The following is a 19,302-nucleotide window of genomic DNA, read 5'->3' as shown; positions in this document are numbered from 1 at the left end:
TCCTATTATTTAATAGCTTTTTTATGATCCATCTCTTTTCCACTTAACCTTTTAATAGAATTTAATAAGGAATAGTCATTTCCGAAAGCACCGGCTTTTGTTACAACCGGCAGACCCCTGAATTTTCCACCGTTTATTATACTTAAAGGAATGCCTTCTTCAATTTCTTCTACAATTTGCAATGCCTCTATTTCCAACCAGGAACACGTGCTGTGCGCGATGTCCCCTCCTGTTAACACGAGGCCAGCCACCTTACTGCTGTGAACTAATTTGGAAGCAAGCTCCCCTAAATTCCTTGCGATCAATTCCCCAACTTTTCTCGGGTTTACATTGTTCTTTTTTGTCCATTCCTCCAACCGAACGGCGGAGTCTTCATCTTGAATTGTTGTAATAACAAGATTTCCTTTTTTCTCTAAGTGTTTTTTGACACTAGAGAGAATGTCTGAAGTAATTCCTTCTTCTAGTAAAATGGAAGGATCTAGCTCACATACTTTTAATCCTTCATTCCGTAAAACAGCAATTTGTTGCCTTGTCACTTTGCTTACGCTTCCGGCTACAATTAAAATAGGATCCTCATGATTAGACAGAACAGTCATATCATCAGATGTATAAGGTGTTCCTTCAATCAAGCCTTCTGAAAGTGCGTGGGTTAAACCAGCCGAACCAACCCAGAGGATTTTCTTGTCCATCGAATTAACCGCTGTTGTAATCGCTTGCATATCAGTGTAATTAAAACAGTCAAAAATAAGTAATTCTTTCCCTTTTTCCAATGAGCTCTCTATTTCCGAAACAAGACTATTTGATCTGATTTTTCGCAAATCAATTAACTCGACTTCCCTCTTAGATTGTTTTTTTATTATTTCCGGTATAAAAGATTGTTTTACTGGATATGTAGGATCATTTGATATATCAGAGTCTTCCAGTAATAGGCCGTTAATAAGATGGTATCCTCCAATAGTTTTGCGACCATTCCCTGGATAGGCAGGAACAATAACCGCTGCATCCAGGTTGAAGCTATCCATCATCGCATCAATCTCTATGCCTATGTTTCCTCTAAGCGTTGAATCAATTTTTTTATAAATGATCTCGTATTCATGCTTATTTACTGCATTTGAAAAATCAAACACATATTGATAAGCCTCATCAAAACTAGCAGCCCTTGAATCAGTGTTGAGAACGCAAATATTCGAATCAGGGATATCTGAATCATCTTCTGGTTTGTGAAGGAGCACTGTTGTTGAATAACCTTCTTTTGCAAATTGCAACCCTGTATCGTTTGCTCCTGTAAGATCATCTGCAACTATAATTACCCGGTTTATTTCGCCCCCCTCCTTTCTTAGATGTTAGTAATTCAAATAACTTGTTAACAAAATTCTAACAAAGGGGTGTTTACATTTACAATACTGTTAAATGAAAAATATGTTACATTTTTAAACATTTTCTGAAAATTTTAATTTTCTCCATAACGTTGTGCGATTGATTCCTAATCTAGCAGCTACCTTTGTTTGATTATGATTCTCTTCCTCCATAATTTTGTGGATAATGTCAGCTTCAATTTCTTCTAATGTCTTACTTAAGTCAAAAGAAGAGTAGGAGTTTGCAGCTTGCTGCTCTTTTAGGTTAGCCATAACTTCCAAAGCGGTTGCCTCCTCAATGAAAGGACCACCACTAAGAAAACACATTTCTTGCACTGCGGTATGTAGCTCCGCAATATTTCCAGGCCAGTCATATTCCATAAAATGTTTAAGCGTAGCCGGTGTAACCCCAACAATTTGTTTGCCTAAATTAGCGTTAATCGAGGCAATGAACCATCGTATAAGATCTTCGATATCATCCTTTCTTTCTCTCAATGGTGGTAACTTTATAGAAAAACCACTTAAGAACCGGTATAAACTACTGCGGTTCTTGTCACGGAACTCAGGTTGTTTTTCTAATATGGATATAACTCTTACATCGAAATGTATCTCCCCGTTCAGGGTTTCAATCTTTTTAGAATGCAAAATGGATAGTAGCTTTGCTGCAATATACGAAGGTAAAAAGTCAATTCCTTTCAAGCAAACCGTACCTCCGTTCGCCCTTTCAAACAGGCTTCCTTTCCCCTCGTGTCCAAATAGTTCTGTGTATACTTTATCAACGGACAATTCGTTTATGTCCAGTAACACAAATGGAAAGGGGCTTCTATCGCTCTCATTGTGAATCGCCTGCGCTAGACTTGTTTTACCCGTGCCAGATTCCCCATAGATAATAGTCGGCATATTAGAATTAGTGATGTTCCTGGCACTCTCCATGGTCTTTTTTATCCCATCAGAATTAGCAACTAATTGATTAAAGTGAACCGATGGTCTTCCTGTCGATTTAGGCTTGTCTTCTTTTGAAGAATATAAGAACGCTACTGCTCCTACCACTTTTCCATTTTCCTCTAAAGGTACCTTTGAAATATCAAACTGCTGTACGCCAAAGTCAATTTCTTTAAAGCTTTCTGATTTTCTGCTTTGAAGGACATTTTTTAAATTTAAAAAAGGAACCCTTTCACTTACCCGATGGTTTAGAAGGTTACTCTGATCTGTTTGTAGAAAATAAGCCGCTTTTTCATTAACATTCTTACAGTATCCGTTCTCATCAGTAACGATAATTCCATGATTCGCATGCTGGATGGCAAGTTCATTCAATCGGCTCGTTTCCTTTGTTTTGTTACAGTAATAAGCGATTTGCTCTGCACGTTCTATCGCTTCAATGACTGCCTCTCTTCCAGAAGTTATAAGAATTCCATGCATTCCATACCTTTGGGCTACAGAGGTTGAAATAACATCTCCGATCATAACCTCTATATCATTCTCTTTTGCTTTTTTTATAGCGCTTTCAATTTCTTCTTCATTATGGATAAGAAAAGAAGTCAGGTCTATTCCAAGCAAAGCTCCAATTGAATCCGCTCCTTGAACAACATTTAAATAGCTCATGATTCCTATTTTTCCTGAATAGCCTTTCAATAGCGTTAAGGAACGAAGGATGTCATAACCAGAAATATCCAAGTCCACAACAGGTATCGATACTTCCTCCCCGATTATTCTGGCAGTAGCCCCCCTGCTGATAATGACATCAAACCCTTTGTGTTCATTGGCCTTTGCGATTTCTAATCCTTTATATAAATTCCCAACCTGTATCTCCATATCTTTGTTCAATTCTTTATTAACTTGATAAAATAAATCATGCAATCCCTGATATGGTGCAATTACCAACAATTTTGCCATAACCTGTAAACGCCTCCATTTATTCTTGTTGCATTTTACAACTCTATTTTATTGATAATCATTGATAATTGCAATTGTACTTTATACTTACAAACAAAAAAGACATAGAATGAACTTCATTCTATGCCGATCGCAATTCATATTAACATTTAAAACCAATAGTCAAATAATCCTTCTGTAAACCCAAGATTAAACATATAATAAAGCCCAAACAATATACTTATGACACCTGTTGCTCCTATCAAGTTTGGATGAAGTCTTTTACGTTTAGCCAGGAGAAAAGGCATACTCAAAAAGGTAGAGAACATTAGCATTCCAGCCACTGTCCCTAATCCAAAAATTAAAATATACCATAATCCCTGTAGCATACTTTCTACTGTAGATAATGTTAAAAGAACCATGGCGGCGCTGCCGGCAAGACCATGAACAAATCCGATCGCCATAGACTTTTTTTGTACAGTTCCATAGGAATAATCAATCTGCTTATTTTTGGAATAAAGTGTGGTAGTACCGAGATAAACTAACATTATCCCAACTACAAACTCCAGTGATAGAACCAGCGATTCTGTCATTTGAGTTTTGAAAAAAATAAGCAGCATTCCAACAACCAGAAGTGTAGCAGTATGTCCTATCCCCCAAAAAACGCCTGCAACAGACGATTTCCACATACTCTTTGAGCGACCAGCTATCGTAGATACTGCAACAATATGATCTGGTTCAATCGCATGCTTTATACCAAGTACAAAACCCACCCCTAAAATCGAATAAATACTTCCCAAATATAATCTTCCTTCCCTTTTAATACCTCTCAGTTGTTTGATTATTAATCCAATTATATACCAGTTTCAAAGGGATATTGTTTTGTTCTGCGACCTTTTTACAATCTTCAAATTCAGGAGAAATTTGAGTGATTTTCCCGTTTTGCCGCCCGATTTTTATTTTCACTTCTCCCCAGGGTGTACTGATGCTATCTATTTCTCGGGCTAACCGGTGTACAGTTGTAGCCAATCTTCTGATTCCCAGTGTTGTAGTTTCCCTAAAGATGATAGTCTCTATTGCTTTTACGCTTTCTCTTCCACATAGAACCGTAAGCATTGTGGCACTTCTGCCTTTTTTCATAATAATCGGTTGGGAAAAAACATCATTCGCTCCGGCTGCAAATAACTGCTCTGTTACATACGCAAGAATTTCAGGATTCAAATCGTCGATGTTAACCTGAAGCAGCTGCATGTCAGAATCAATATGTTGGATCGTATGACTTGTTTTTTTTGCCTGGTTATCTGGTACATCTAGCAACGTCACTTTGCCTACTAGTTCGCCATTTCGAATCAGAGAGAATTGTTCCTTTATTGAAAAGCTATATGATTCTTCCATTGGATGTTTCAAATAGGTAAGAACGTCCATTTTCTTTAAAAACTGTAAAAAGCTTAATGTTGGAAGCACATTGTGTCTAGCTGCATCAAGCTTTATGTTTAACCCACTCAGGCTTACATCCTGCTTCAATATAGTGGGATTGATTTCATGAGGAAATGATACTATTTCATAGATCTTTTTCTGTTGGAGCCAAACCAGAAAAGCGAGCCCTGCAAGAAATTCTTCATCGTCAAAACTATCCATAAACGCTTTTGCATAACACCCTGTTAAAGTAGAGTGTTGTTCCATTTTATTATAAGAATAAGTAGTAATTCGAGATTCTAAGAAATAACCTGACTTTAAAAGAACATCCACAGATTTTAACTGTTCACTGAACTTTTTTAACTCATTCGAGTCGGTTGATGAAATAATCGTCCGGAAAATCTCCTGCAATAACACATTTTCTATACCGCTTACTAATAGTTTCAAATTCTTTCTCCCCTAAAAGCAGACCTAATTATAATAAACTAAATTTTATCATAATAATAACCTTTTTAATAAACCAAATTATCGCCTGTGAATGGAAGAAAGACCTTAATCAAAGTGGCGATTAAGACCTGGTGTTTAAAACATGCTACTCTTCCACATATGGAATGGTCAAGGGGCCAAGCGGTAAAACGGCTATCGACATTTTTTCTCCATATTTTTGCTTAAGTTCTCTTACTGTTTCCTCTATATCATTTGTCGGTTCGAGCATTGCTCCCCGGACCTGTTCCTCTGTAAGAGACGAATAAACATAGACATCCGCCCACACCTGGGTAACCGCCTGTTTTTGTACTTGCCACTGGTCAAACATTTTAAATTCAGGATCGTTGATTAAATCCAACAACTCCTGTGGACTATTCGCAAATTCAAAGATCTTTGAGTAATTACCGTGGCTTGGCAGTCCATCTGAACACTCGGACGCTATGATGATCGCCCCGCCTTTTTTAACGATTTTGTGGGCAGCACTCATTCCTTTTACTGCCTGGTAAAGGTTTTGATCAAGCGGATAGCCTGAATTAGAAGTAATGACAACATCAAAGCGTTCCTCACACTGTATCATCGCATGCTCTTTGGCAAAATCGCAGCCTTTATCATGTGCTTGATAGAGTTCCCCGGCAAAAACTGCTGTTATTTCCTTTTCTCTATTCAGGGTGACATTGAGCATAAAATGCGGCTTGCACATCCGATTGATTTCTCTCGTCATTTCCTGTACTGGATTATCAGTCATGTTTCCCCATGTGGAACGAGGATCACCGATCATACGTGCATTATGAAAGGTCATGATCGTCTCGATTCCTGCAATACCTGGCATGATTCCTTTAGGGCCACCAGAAAAGCCTGCAAAGAAGTGAGGTTCGATAAACCCTGTTACAATCCGGAAATCAGCCTCCACATAATCTTTGTTTAAATACACATCACACCCGAACTTGCTTTGTCCGAGATTTACCAATGAATCCTTATCATGGCAATGATTGTTTACGATTCGGATATTATCGACAACCCATTCACCAAGCATTTGGATAAACTCCTCCCGTGTTTGATCACGGTGTGTTCCGGTTCCGTTGATGATCACAAAGTTCTCTAGAGGAACATGATTAAGTTCTTCGATCAACATAGGAACTAAAATGTGGTTCGGTGTGGGCCTTGTTATATCACTGATCACAATAGCTACAGTGTCAGTCGAGTTCACCATGTTTTTCAACGGTTCTGTTCCGATCGGATTTTCAAGCGTCTTTTTTATTTCAGCCTTTTCATCCGGTACACCCGGAAGGTTATTTGGTTCAACGACAAACGTATCATCTGGCAAGTTTAATGAAAGACCGTTTTTTCCATATAGTAAAGTTGTTTCCATGTTTATCCCTCTCTTTATTTATTTACAGCATTAGAGCATATGTTAGTAGATTTATTACTAGTTAACCATATATTGAAAGAAAATATAACAGGACTGACTCAAAACTTCGATTGTATCCCCCCATAACAGAAGAGGAAATCGATAGAGTCAGCCCCGCTCGCCGTTCTTAATTCACGGCTGAATGAACATTTTCATTTGCAGTTGTCTGTTTTCCTTGCTCGCCACGTTCAATACGTCCATCGATCCCTTTGCTCTTTTGATAGCGGTCAACCAGGATGACGGCGATTGGGCACAGGATCGCGGTAGTTAACGTCGCGATTGAAATCTGGGCTGTTGCAACAGCTGCAATACTTTCGAAAGCACCTGCTTCAGCTGCTGTCATCATACCTGACCCTGCTGCTACCGATGCTGCAGCTGCAATAGCTGCTGGCGTCGCTGCTGCGTTCCCGGCTGTTGAAGCTTCAGAAACCGGAGCAATATAACTTTTTTCCTTGAATAATTTAAAGACAAGAATTCCAGTTGTACCAGTTAATAGTGTTGTTAGCAATCCGATCGTTAATCCTGCAGCAACCACGGATGGATTAAAGAAGTTCGCAAGGTTCATACCTGCCCCTAAAGCAAAAGCGAAAAACGGTACTGGTAAAATTTCTCCTGGTTTAAGGAAGTCTCTGATCTCAGGATCCAGATTTCCAAGAATCATACCAATGGCAATCGGCAGTAAAACTGCTACAAATGCTATAGTCGGGAAGCTAGACCCTAATAACCCTAAAGACATAAGCGTAAAGAAAGGTCCGTCGTTAAGTGAAAGAATCGCTACAGCTCCTACATCAGAGCGGTTTCCATATTGGCTTGTTAAAGCAGCATACATTCCACCGTTTCCGTTGGTCATTCCGGCTATTATTGCCATCGTAGATAATCCGAACAAACCATGCATCGGATCAAAGATATAACCAAACAGAATACCTACAGCCAAACCAGTTAAGTATTTTGAAGAGGTCAAAAGCACACCTTTTTTCAACGCAGTTCCACCGATTTTAAGGTTCATCTGGCTTCCAGCAGAAAATAGGAATAAAGCGATTAAGACTAGAGCACCATTTTTAAACAAAGCTTCTGAGAATCCACCGATTCTTAGGAATTCATAATACCCATCAGCAGTCTCGGCTACCCCGAGGGATTTTAACATGTCCATCACAAAGGGAATATGCATTTGGTCAATGGTGTTAAGCAATGCTCCGAACATCAATGGAACTACCATTAACCCTCCAGGAACTTTTTCAATCGTTTGTTTAATTCTCATACTGCAGAACCTCCTGTTTTTTTATTATTTGACTATGAAAATAGGTTCGAACAACTTGCTCTGTGCTTCTTTCTAAAAGCAGGGACGCATTTTCGATAGCATCACTTAATTTCATCGGCTGGTTAATAATACTGTTAACGCTTACAATCCCAAACTGGTACAACACTTCAATACCGGTTCCAACTGAGCCTGCCATGATAATTGTTGGAATTTCCAAGCTTTTTGCAGCCTGTGCAACCCCCATCGGCGTCTTTCCAGATGCTGTTTGAAAATCGACCTGTCCTTCTCCAGAAATAACAAGATCTGTGTTTGGAAGCAATTTGAAAAGTCCTGTATACTGAATGACAACATCGATGCCCCGTTTCATTTCAGAAGGAAAAAAAGCTTGAAATGCCCCGCCGATCCCTCCGGCTGCTCCTGCACCAGGCCTATCATGCAGATGGATGCTGGTAACTTCCTCAACTTTATCAGCCCAATGGGAAAGGCATTTATCGAGGAGCGTAACATCCTCGGGCGTTGCACCTTTTTGTGGTCCAAAAACACTGGATGCCCCATCCGGTCCTATAAGAGGATTTTGAACATCGGAAGCTATTAAGAATTTACTTTGTTTAACTCTCTGGTCAAACCCACTGATATCAATTTTTCTTACTCTGGCAAGTTCTCCTCCCCCAAAGGAAAGCTCTTGATTTTGCTGGTCAAGGATTTTTAATCCCAGGGCTTGCAACATGCCGGCTCCACCATCATTCGTGGCTGATCCGCCAACGGCGAGAATGAAAGATCTATATCCATCATCCAGTGCATGTTTAATGAGTTCCCCTGTCCCGAAGGTTGTTGTAATTAAAGGATTAAGTTCTTTTTGCGAAACTAAAGCCAAACCCGAAGCACTTGCCATCTCAATGACACAGGTTTCATTATCGCCGAGTATCCCATATTCTGCCGCTGCCTTATTTCCAAGAGGTCCAGTAACAGTAACGCTCTTTCTAATCCCTCCAGTCGCAGCAACGAGTGTTTCAAGGGTTCCTTCACCGCCATCTGCTACAGGAAGAAGCACTGTTTCAGCATCAGGAACCGCTCTCTTAACGCCCCTGTTCATCGCTTCAGCCGCTTCGATTGCGCTTAAACTTCCTTTGAATGAATCTGGTGCTATTACAATTTTCAATAAACCACCCCACAGAAAACGCTTTCAATTTGTTGTTTCTCATTATACTAATCTTGACTATCATATTCTTTATGTATAATGTATAAAAAAAAGTGGTTATTTTTAGAATTTTTTGTTTGTTCAAACTAAAACGGAGGGAAAAACTGAAATGCTCACCAGGCAGATTGCTAACGTCATAGTTAAAGAAACCTCTATTCGCTTAAACCGGAATGTGAACATAATGAATGATAAAGGTGTTATCATAGCATCCCGCGATGCCTCGAGAATTGATCATATTCATGAAGGGGCAGTGGAGGTGTTGAGGACAGGCGAGACCCTTAAAATTTCTCCGACAGACGATGGTAAGTGGAGAGGATCCCAGCCGGGGCTGAATTTGCCTATTTCCTTCCAGAACCGAATTGTAGGTGTTATTGGTATAACAGGGAATCCTGATGAAATGGAGGACCTTGGCGGCCTGGTTAGAATGACTACGGAGCTAATGATAAAACAAGAATATATCGCCTCCCAAATGGAGTGGAAGCAGCGGACAAAGGAAATGATCATAGAAGAGCTATTAAAGCCCAGTCCTTCCTATGAAGCTATTAACCGGGGCTTAAGCTTAATTGAACTAACGTTAAATCCACCGTTTCTCACCCTTATCATCCAGATGAAGGAACGTGCCATACCTAACCATACCTTGATTCAAAAAATAGAACAAATAATAGGTCAGGGAAATGGAATTGTCGGCTTTATTAACATTAACCGATTGTTTGTAATGTTGAACGGATTAACTGAATCCCAAACGATAAAACGAGTCGAGAGAATATACTATGAACTTAAAAAAATAAAGCTCACTTTTCAACTATCTTTCAGTACTCCCTTCGACTCTATAGAAGAATGCAACCAGTCTTATAAAGATTGTGACCTTGCGTTTGAAATTAGCAATAGCAGTCAGGAAATTATCTCGTTTGCAGATATTGAAGCAAAAGCGTTAATCTATCAAATAAGTCATCCGGGGGCAAAAAGGTTTTCACAGAGGATCATGAATGATTCTTTATCAAGCTACGTTGACACCCTTGAAGCTTTTTTTGAAAACAATCTTAACATTCAGCAAACCTCAGATGCATTATTTATTCACAGAAACACTTTGATCTATCGCTTGAATAAGGTAAAGGAGGAAACGGGTTATGACCCCCGGTATTTTAAAGACGCCCTTACCCTCAGGATTGCTATATGGATCTCAAAGAAAAAAGCGGGGAAGACAAACTATTACGGTTAAAGAAAACGTTTATTCTCTCTTCATGGAGCAGGAACTGATAGGGGCTGTTCAATCAGTCCCTATCAATTCTGCTTGTTTTAGTATTCGCCTTAACTCTTTTTTCTTTTCCTCACTTAACGATCTGCCCGGAGGTAACACTGCAGTATTTTTGATTTCCACTCCACAAATTCTAAAAAGACGTGCCAGGCACCGCTCGTGGACATTTGTCCATTTGCAGTGCCTGGCACCCTCTCAATTTCTACAACGGCTCTGACATCGGCCTCATCGTAACTTCTATGATTCTCGCATCTTCCGGCTGTTTCAGAGTATGAATAATGACGTCTGCAACTTGCTCAGGTTTAAGGAAATTCTCAAGCGCTGGATCTCCTTTTTCCCTGCCTGATCCGATTGCGAAGTCTGTGTTGATTCCTCCAGGTGAGATACAGCTCACCTTAACTCCATAAGGACGGGCTTCATAGTCTAGCGACTGGGCAAATCCGCGCTGTGCATGCTTTGTTGCACAATAGACCGCTTCATTTGGCAATCCTCTCAATCCTGCTACAGATGCAACATTCAAAATGTGCCCCTGCTCTTGCTTTTTCATCTCCGGCAAAACAAATTTTGAACATAAGAATGTGCTTTTCATATTCGTATTCATCATCGCATCATAATCGTCAACTGAGATTTCATCAATCGTTCCATACTTTCCTATACCGGCATTATTGATCAGGATATCGATTTTGCCGAATTGTTCGAGTGTCTCACTTACAAGTTTTTTAACATCTTCCTCTTTAGAAACATCTGTAACCACTGGCAAAGCAGTAACACCGTAGGAAGAAGCTTTGTCAGCAATCTGGTTAAGCTCAGACTCAGTACGTGCTGCAAGGACCACATGGCAGCCTTCTTCTGCCAATTTAATAGCAGTCTCTCTTCCAACCCCACGGCTGGCGCCAGTAATAATCGCAACAGATCCTTTCAAACTTGCCATTCTACCACTCCTTTTTACTATTTATAAATCTATTAAACAAACGTTTGTTTAAAGAGTTATCCACAATAAAATTGGGGTCAGACCTCGAATTTTATTGTGGATAACATCTCTATAACCAGGTCTCTTCTTGCGCTCGCTTTATCCTTTTACAGATCCTGCCAGTAATCCTCTTACGAAGAATTTTCCGAGGAAGATGTAGACGAGCAGTGTAGGCAGGGCTGCTAATAGAGCACCTGCCATCTGGACGTTCCACTGGACGATCTGGCTTCCTGACAGGTTCTGCAATGCAACCATAACAGGCTGTTGGTCAGATGTTGTAATCGTTACAGCAAACAGGAACTCGTTCCAGATATTCGTGAATTGCCAGATTCCTACTACAACAAACCCAGTTATCGATAAAGGAATCATAATATGGCGGAAAATTCCCAGGAAGCCCGCTCCATCAATTTTTGCCGATTCTAACATCGAAACAGGGATACTTGCATAAAAGTTTCGGAACATTAACGTCGTGATAGGAAGACCGTATACAACATGGACGAAAACCAATCCTGCAATCGTGTTATACAAACCGATTTCTCTTAAGAACTGGATAAGAGGAATCAAAATACTTTGATAAGGAATAAACATTCCAAACAAAATCGCTGTAAAAAGTGCATTCGATCCTTTAAACTGCCATTTCGAAAGAACATAACCGTTTAACGAGCCAAGCAGCGCCGACAGAATTGTCGCCGGTATTACCAGGTAAAAACTATTCATTAAGTTCGGTGCAAGCTTTGAAAAGGCCACAGAATAACTGCTGAAATCTATCGAAGTCGGTATCTTCCACATTTCAGCGAGCGTAATCTCATCAAGCGGTTTTAAGCTTGTAACAAGCATGACGTACACAGGCATTAAGTAAAAGAGGCTGATCGCAATTAAAAGAATATATAAAAGGGGGCGCGTAATTGAGCGTAAAGCCATTAAGATTCACCCTTTCTACTTGAAATAAGATACGGAACGATAAAGATTGCAACAGATAGAAGCATGATAATCGCAATTGCCGCACCATTCGCATAATAGTTTCCTCTAAAGGTTGTTTCATACATATATACGCCCGGAACATCCGTAACGTAGTTTGCTCCCGGTCCAGTCATTGCATAAATCAGGTCAAAGATTTTCAATGAAATGTGAGCCATAATAATTACAACACTTACCGTGATCGGGCGAAGCAAAGGCAGAATAACTTTCCAATACACCTGGAATTCTGATGCACCGTCCATTCTAGCCGCTTCTCTTACTTCTTCCGGAATACCTCGTAAACCTGCCAGGTACATCGCGACCGAGAAACCGGTCATTTGCCATACAGCTGCGATTACAACCGCAATCAATGCAACCGGAATACCGAATTCGATTTTTCCCCATTCCACGCCAGGTATAATTGTTGTATCGGTATACCATTTGGAATCCAAACCTATTTTACTCAGGAAAAGGTTCACACCTGTAGATGGATTTAATAGCCACTGCCATACAACCCCTGTTACAACAAAAGACAATGCCATCGGGAAAAAGAAAATATTTCTGAAAAGGGATTCCTGCCTGATTTTCTGATCCAGCATGATAGCCAAAAGGATACCAACAACAATGACCGCCAGGATGAACATGATCGTAAAGAACAGAGTGTTCCTTAAGTCTGCCTGGAAACGAAAATCCTGAAAGAGGTAAACATAGTTTTCAAAACCTGCAAAAGAAAAATCAGGCACAAGACTGTTCCAGTTACTTACAGATACATAACCGGTCCATCCGATAAAACCATATACAAAGACAGCTATCAAAATCAGGGATGGAGTTAAAAAGCCTATTGCCAGCATATGATCTTTTGTTAATACTCGCTTTTTTTTACTTGTTTTCATTTTTATTTCAGATGGTGTTTCTTTCACTGAAGACCGTACCGGATCCATGACTGAACCTCCTTCTATCTATCTTTCGTTCAATAGAAAAAGGGAGAAGAGAATAACCTCCTTCCCCCTTCCACATTGCTTCTTACTTCAATTCTGCTGAAGCTTGATCAAGAGAATCAATAAACTGATCAACGTTCTGCTGTGTAACAAAAATGTTTACTGCCTGGTTTACTTTAGTTAAGAAACCTTCTGCAGCTGCTGATCCGTGAGCAAGGCTTGGTGCTAGAGAAGCATCTTTGAAGTCTTCCATTGTTTCCTGGCCGTACGCGTCATATTTAGACTTATCTGCATCAACACGTGCAGGAATTGATCCTTTTAATGGATTAAATACATCCTGTCCTTCAACTGAACCAAGTACAGTCAAGAACTTTTTCACGTCATCAGGGTTTGAAACGCCTTTTGGAAGTCCAAATGTATCGGTGATAATCATGAACATTCCATCTGTACCAGGAGTTTCTGTCCATCCGAAGTCTTCTTTTACTTTAAGATCCAGGTCATTAACAAAATAACCTTTCGCCCAGTCACCCATAATGTTCATTGCAGCTTCACCGTTTGCAACTAACTGGGAAGCATCCTGCCAGTTACGGGAACTGTGGTCTTCATTGATATAAGAAAGCATTTTCTTGAATATTTCTGCAGATTCTTTCACTTTTGGATCTGTAAAAGAAAGCTCACCGTTGAATAACTTCTTGTAGTCATCCGGACCAAGCTGGCCTAACAAAACGTTTTCAAAAATCTGTGTAGCTGTCCATGGCTCTTTGTCTCCAAGAGCAAGTGGCGTAACGCCAGCTGCTTTTAGCTTGTCAGCTGCAGCAAAGAATTCATCAAAAGTCGTAGGAACTTCTACACCGTTTTCTTCAAATACTTTTGTGTTGTACCATAGTACATTTCCGCGATGGATGTCTACCGGAACGGAATAAATGTCGCCATCCTTACTTACCATGTCGATTAAATCTTCCGGAAACTTGTCATTCCAGCCGTTTTCTTCATACAGATCATTTAGTGGCTCCATTTTCCCAGCTGCAACCCAGCCTTCGTTAAGCTCTGCACCACCATGCACCTGGAAAGTTGCCGGAGGATCGTCACCCTGCATGCGGCTCGCAAGCACCGCTTTTGCGTTCGTACCTGCTCCACCAGCTACAGCAGCATTTTCCACATCAACATCAGGATGCTTTTCTTTGAAAAGATCGATCAATGCATTCAATCCGTCTTCTTCACCAGCACCTGTCCACCAGCTAAAGATATCAAGCTTGCCTTCGCCGCCGTCATTGCTGCCACCACTATCTCCGCCTTCGCCTGAACTGGAATTGGAGTTACTGCAAGCGGCTAACACTAATGCCAGCACAAGGAATAATGACAAAAACTTAAATTTTTTCATCGTATTTTTTGCTCCCCCTTATTAATTTTGTATGAAAACGCTAACAATTAAACTATATCATCCTGGCAAGCAGGTATGAGCTAAGAATCCCTTCACTATTTTGTCATCACCTTCACTATTTTGTGGAAGGGCTTTCATTTAATTAAAATTAGTAGAGAAAATCCGCCGATCGGTTAAAGGGAAGGCCGGCGGCGTAGTTGTACTTGACGATATTCCTAATTTTTTAACGAAGTTGAGCATTCAACTTTCTCTACGGCAAAAAGGAACCCCAGAATCTCACATTCCAGGGTCCCTCATAACTTATCCTATTCAGCGGTAAATTTTGCGTCTGCCCAATCGGCATGATCTTCAGAGTTATTGTCACCAGAGTCAGTAACAACCAATTTCAACTCTTTTTTGCCTTCCAGATTAATATTTACCTGTTTCGAAGGGGTATCGATTTTCATTAAGCCGCTATCATAAACTTTTTCCCCATCAAGGTAAACCTCGAAAACAATGCTTGCCAGCGTTCTGCCTTTCATTTCCTGGTCTACGCCTACTCTTGCTTCAAAATTTTTATATCCTTTACCGGATATATCATAAATGATTTCCGAATTGGCGTGGGTTCCAATCCCTTTTTCAAAAATCTTTTCCCCATCCTCTGTCTTTAAGGTGATCGGGTTTCCGTCAACCGATTTATCCTTATTCACTGAACCCCATCCAGCACGTGCACTCACCCAATCGGTATCACTCAAGTACAAATATGGGACAATATTAAAATCGATTGTATACGTTTTTTCCAGAATTCCATCTTTTGATCTGGCAGTAACCGTTGTGGTTCCCGGAAGGCCATCAGCTTCGTCAATCACCACTTCTACATCATCATTTACCGGGGTGACATCTACAGTCGGAACTTCAGAAATTGTTCCATTTAAATAATCCAGGTTATAATCCGTAATTTCTGCATTAAAGTTCTCTAACGGATTTCCATTCACCTTAATCTCTTTTACCAGCTCGTCAGTAATGACCCGTTTACTTAAATCCATCGGAGAATCTTGTTTTGAGATAGGGTTTAGACGATAACTATAAGAATAAGGTTTGTTAGCGTATAACGTAAACTCCGGATGCGGCCTTGCTCCCCAGCTGTTGTCACCGCCAACACCCATCTGCCTGTAATCCAGGCTAACAATAATATTGTCCTTTCGTTCAAGCTTATATGGATGACTCGCATTTTCAAGGTCTTCCTCTGTATAATGCAAGGCACCTACTTCAAGTAAAGGCTGTCCTGTAGCCATTAAACCGACGCCTTCTTTATTTGTAAAAGTAACCCAACGAACGTCCGTTTTGTTTCCTGTTTCCTGAGGCTCCAGGTAAGGAATGAACTGGTCATCCACCGTACTTTCATAAAGGCCAACATCGGCTGCTTTTTTCCGGTCCCAATAGTTTTCAAAAGGTCCTCTCCCATACCAGGTCATCGCTTCGAATTCTTCAGGCAACGTCAATTCTGTTCCTAAAGCCGGGATTTCCGGCAGGCTGTTTCCAGGAATCAAGGTGTTTTTCACCGTAACTTCACCCGTTCCATAGATAATGTAGGAAACATTGTAGTCAGATTGGTTTTTTGTCGGCAGAACAGCGCTCACATCTATTCTTACAGCTTTTGAACCAAGTTTTGTTACAGCTACATCTTTAACTTCTCGGTCTTCACCTGCATCGCGCCATGTTTCTGTTCTTGAAGGCATACCGTTCCCTTTGTCGTTATCGTTTGGAGCTCTCCAGAAATTCGGTTCAGGACCGGTTTTCAGTAGTTCCGTATCTTTAAAATTAAAGCTGGACAGTGTTCCTTTTTCCTTATCAACTGTAATTTCAAAATCTGAACCTTTAACTTCTACAGTTTGGTCGCTGTCATTCACTGATACATCAGACATATCCTTAAGCTTTACTGCTTCAGGCACCGGTACACTAAATGGCACTTTAAACTGTTCGGTTGCAACTTCATGCCCTTTTTGAGCCCACATCGTATCCTCTGGCAAGCTAAATTTGATATTCAACCAGTATTCAACGCCTTCTTCAAGTTCAGGCTTTTCAAACGGTACGTTAATTGTCTTTGTTTCTTCAGGCTTTATATCAATATCAGAAAGTGTTCCATTTTGAATGACTTTGTCATCAGCTTTTAATTCCCATTCTGCATTAAAAGCATTGATGTTTGTAAACAAATGCTCATTCTTTATCTTGATTTTTCCTTCCACTAAGTCTGCTGCTTCCATTTCAATATTTTGGTAGATTTTCTTTACTTCCCACAGTTCTGGTTGGATTTCTCGGTCCGGGAACACAAGACCATTATCAAGAAAGTTACCGTCATTCGGATTGTCTCCCCAGTCTCCACCGTATGCAAAATATTCTTTTTGCTCATACTGTTCTTCCGTAACATTGTCAAAGTCCATCCAGAGAACGGTATCATCAGAAGGAGCTCTATTATCGTCTTTCAGTTCTTCATGCGTTAGCGCACTGTTGTAAATTCGAACCTGATCAATGACAGCATTCGAAGTCCTTCCTTTTTCAGCGTTTCTCCCGATATTGACCGGATAAGAACTGCTGGAAATCTCACCCGAGAATTCCTTTTCGCCTTTTAACTCGTTATCTACATATAACTTTAGGGATGTTCCATCGTAAACACCTGCAACCTGATGCCAGTTTCCATTCCAATCAGCAGGAATTGGCGCTTCAACGGTCACCCATGAATTCGATTGATCATACACGAAAAACTCAAGCTTATCCCCATTTTGTTTAATAGCATACTGAGTGTCACCTTTGGCTATAAAAGGACTATGCCCGCTTGTTGGCTCTGGCTTCACCCATGCTTCAAGCGTCAGCGCTTTTCCTGTAATGTCTAAAGAATCTGCATCCGGTAAAGTCACATAGCCATCAATCGCCTGTCCATTAATACCTTCCACAGTGTCTCCAAACAATTCTCCAGCTAAATCATTACTGCTCTCATTTGAGACCACTTTTTTAATAGGGGTTGGCCATCTTAAACCTTGATCGACCCAGTCCCAGATAAAACCGCCCTGAAGGCTGTCATACTCATCGATGACATCCCAGTATTGATAAAGGTTACCAACACTATTTCCCATCGCGTGGGCATATTCACACATGATATATGGTCGTTCAGGATGATTTTCACCCCAGTTTTCCACACTTTCTACGCTGGGATACATGTGGCTTTCAACATCTGTCCAGCGATTGTCTCCTTCATAGTGCACCAATCTTGTCGGATCATTTTCATGGATCCACTCTGCCATTTCCTTGAATGTGTTTCCACCCCCGGCTTCATTACCGAGTGACCATAGCAATACAGAAGGATGGTTTTTATCCCGCTCAACCATACTTTTCACTCTGTCCATGGAGGCAGGCAGCCATTGCGGATCACTTGCCGGAAGCTGATTTCTTGCACCATGGGATTCAAGGTTCGTTTCATCTATAAGGTAAAGTCCGTATTCATCCGCCAATTCATACCATCTAGGTTGATTTGGATAGTGGGAAGTACGAACAGCGTTAATATTAAACTTTTTCATCAGCTTAATATCCTCGATCATTCGTTCCTCTGTTATTGCTCTTCCTCTATCCGGATCTGTTTCATGGCGGTTTACCCCTTTAAACACAATCGATTTTCCGTTAATATGCATTTGCCCGTCTTTCAACTCGAATTCACGGAATCCGACTTTCGTGCTCACTGTTTCCACAATTTTCCCCTTAGAATTTTTAAGGGCAAGAACTAAAGTGTATAAGTTAGGATCTTCAGCAGACCACTTTAACGGTTTTTCAAAAAGTTGTTCCTGGTTGATCGTTACATCTGATTTTCCGTTAAAATCGACTTTCATTTCGATGGGATCTTTATTGACCTTTTTTTGATCTGCATCGTATAGAGTTCCTTCGACTGCATACTTACCCTTTGTTTTGCTTCCATTGTTAGTTACCTTAACTTCTGTTGCCAATGTAGCATCTTCATAAGATTCGTCTAGATCTGTTGTCACCGAAAAATCTTCCATATGAACCTGCGGTGTCGAATACAGGTAAACGTCACGGAAGATACCGCTTAACCGGGCGAAATCCTGATCCTCAAGCCAGCTTCCGTCTGACCAGCGGTAAACTTCTACAGCGAGCGTATTTTTCCCTTTTTTAAGATAATCTGTGATATCAAATTCAGCAGGCGTATAGCTGTCCTCACTGTAACCTACCTTCTTGCCATTTACCCATACATAAAAAGCAGACTCCACACCCTGGAATGAAATATAGACTTTTTCCCCTTTCCAATTTCCTGGAACAGTAAAGCTTCGCTTATAGGATCCAACCGGATTGTAAACAGTCGGCGCTTTCGGTGGAGCTGGTTTTTCGTATCCAGTCCATGGATACGTTATATTCGTATAGATCGGATAATCGTATCCTTTAAGCTGCCAGTTGCTTGGGACTTCAATCTTGTCCCAATCCGTCACGGCATAATCTTCTTTGTAAAAATCTGCAGGACGTTCCTCCGGGTTGTCCGACAAATGAAAACGCCATTTTCCATTTAACGTTTTATAATGGGTTGACTTTGTCCTCTCTCCCTTTAGTGCTGCGTTAACATTCTTGTACGGCATTAACGTTGCATGCGCGGGCTCCCTGTTCACTTCAAAAACCTCAGGATTATTATTCCATTCCGGATAATCTTCATTTCCTTCTGCCAACGCGTCCATATTTATTCCACTAATCACAATCAAAGACGCCAATATCAAAGATGAAACCTTCTTAAACCTTTTCAATATCATGCCCTCCTTTAAGTATGTTACCTTCGT

13 protein-coding genes are annotated in these 19,302 nt (G+C 40.5%); 1 reads left to right on the top strand and 12 read right to left on the bottom strand.

Annotation, left to right across the window (positions count from 1 at the left end; translation table 11 throughout):
* Window positions 1–5: 5 nt before the first annotated feature.
* From FCL54_RS04615 to FCL54_RS04585, 7 genes are all read right to left on the bottom strand, one after another.
* Window positions 6–1,304 carry a four-carbon acid sugar kinase family protein gene (locus FCL54_RS04615; protein WP_281281349.1) on the bottom strand — a complete coding sequence of 433 codons (1,299 nt, stop codon included), beginning with the start codon at window positions 1,302–1,304 and terminating at the stop codon, window positions 6–8.
* 126 nt (window positions 1,305–1,430) lie between these two features.
* Entirely contained in the window at window positions 1,431–3,248 is a 1,818-nt protein-coding gene (locus FCL54_RS04610) for a sigma-54-dependent Fis family transcriptional regulator (RefSeq protein WP_138123693.1), read from the bottom strand.
* A gap of 149 nt (window positions 3,249–3,397) precedes the next feature.
* Window positions 3,398–4,027: an urease accessory protein UreH gene (locus FCL54_RS04605; RefSeq protein WP_138123691.1), complete on the bottom strand. Its 630-nt coding sequence runs from the start codon at window positions 4,025–4,027 to the stop codon at window positions 3,398–3,400.
* 19 nt (window positions 4,028–4,046) lie between these two features.
* Window positions 4,047–5,090, bottom strand: coding sequence for a nickel pincer cofactor biosynthesis protein LarC2 (gene larC2 / locus FCL54_RS24330; RefSeq protein ID WP_246055136.1), 1,044 nt, complete (start codon window positions 5,088–5,090; stop codon window positions 4,047–4,049).
* Between the two features lie 145 nt (window positions 5,091–5,235).
* A complete protein-coding gene (larA, locus tag FCL54_RS04595) occupies window positions 5,236–6,498 on the bottom strand; it encodes a nickel-dependent lactate racemase (RefSeq protein WP_138123689.1) in 1,263 nt (420 codons plus the stop codon).
* Between the two features lie 166 nt (window positions 6,499–6,664).
* Window positions 6,665–7,795, bottom strand: a complete 1,131-nt coding sequence (locus FCL54_RS04590; RefSeq protein WP_138123687.1) for a 2-keto-3-deoxygluconate permease — start codon at window positions 7,793–7,795, stop codon at window positions 6,665–6,667.
* Entirely contained in the window at window positions 7,785–8,954 is a 1,170-nt protein-coding gene (locus FCL54_RS04585) for a glycerate kinase (RefSeq protein ID WP_138123685.1), read from the bottom strand. Before FCL54_RS04585 ends, FCL54_RS04590 begins: the two co-directional genes overlap by 11 nt.
* Window positions 8,955–9,102: 148 nt before the next feature.
* On the opposite strand from FCL54_RS04585, the gene FCL54_RS04580 reads away from it, so the two are divergent.
* Window positions 9,103–10,212, top strand: a complete 1,110-nt coding sequence (locus tag FCL54_RS04580; protein WP_138123683.1) for a CdaR family transcriptional regulator — start codon at window positions 9,103–9,105, stop codon at window positions 10,210–10,212.
* A gap of 238 nt (window positions 10,213–10,450) precedes the next feature.
* On the opposite strand, the gene FCL54_RS04575 is transcribed toward FCL54_RS04580, so the two are convergent.
* The 5 genes from FCL54_RS04575 to FCL54_RS04555 all read right to left on the bottom strand — a co-directional run bounded on the left by FCL54_RS04575 (window position 10,451) and on the right by FCL54_RS04555 (window position 19,269).
* Window positions 10,451–11,179 (bottom strand): SDR family oxidoreductase, encoded by a 729-nt coding sequence (locus tag FCL54_RS04575; protein ID WP_138123681.1) that lies wholly within the window; start codon window positions 11,177–11,179, stop codon window positions 10,451–10,453.
* 138 nt (window positions 11,180–11,317) lie between these two features.
* Complete coding sequence (locus FCL54_RS04570) at window positions 11,318–12,139, bottom strand: carbohydrate ABC transporter permease (protein ID WP_138123679.1); 822 nt, start codon at window positions 12,137–12,139, stop codon at window positions 11,318–11,320.
* On the bottom strand, window positions 12,139–13,116 hold the full coding sequence (locus FCL54_RS04565; RefSeq protein WP_138123677.1) for a carbohydrate ABC transporter permease: 978 nt from the start codon (window positions 13,114–13,116) through the stop codon (window positions 12,139–12,141). Before FCL54_RS04565 ends, FCL54_RS04570 begins: the two co-directional genes overlap by 1 nt.
* Before the next feature lie 82 nt (window positions 13,117–13,198).
* Window positions 13,199–14,494 carry an ABC transporter substrate-binding protein gene (locus tag FCL54_RS04560; RefSeq protein ID WP_138123675.1) on the bottom strand — a complete coding sequence of 432 codons (1,296 nt, stop codon included), beginning with the start codon at window positions 14,492–14,494 and terminating at the stop codon, window positions 13,199–13,201.
* Between the two features lie 305 nt (window positions 14,495–14,799).
* Complete coding sequence (locus FCL54_RS04555) at window positions 14,800–19,269, bottom strand: glycoside hydrolase family 2 TIM barrel-domain containing protein (RefSeq protein WP_246055135.1); 4,470 nt, start codon at window positions 19,267–19,269, stop codon at window positions 14,800–14,802.
* Window positions 19,270–19,302 lie beyond the last annotated feature (33 nt).

This window comes from Exobacillus caeni (assembly GCF_005747095.1).
GTDB lineage: Bacteria > Bacillota > Bacilli > Bacillales > Guptibacillaceae > Exobacillus > Exobacillus caeni.
This window is presented reverse-complemented; position numbering and strand designations above follow the sequence as displayed.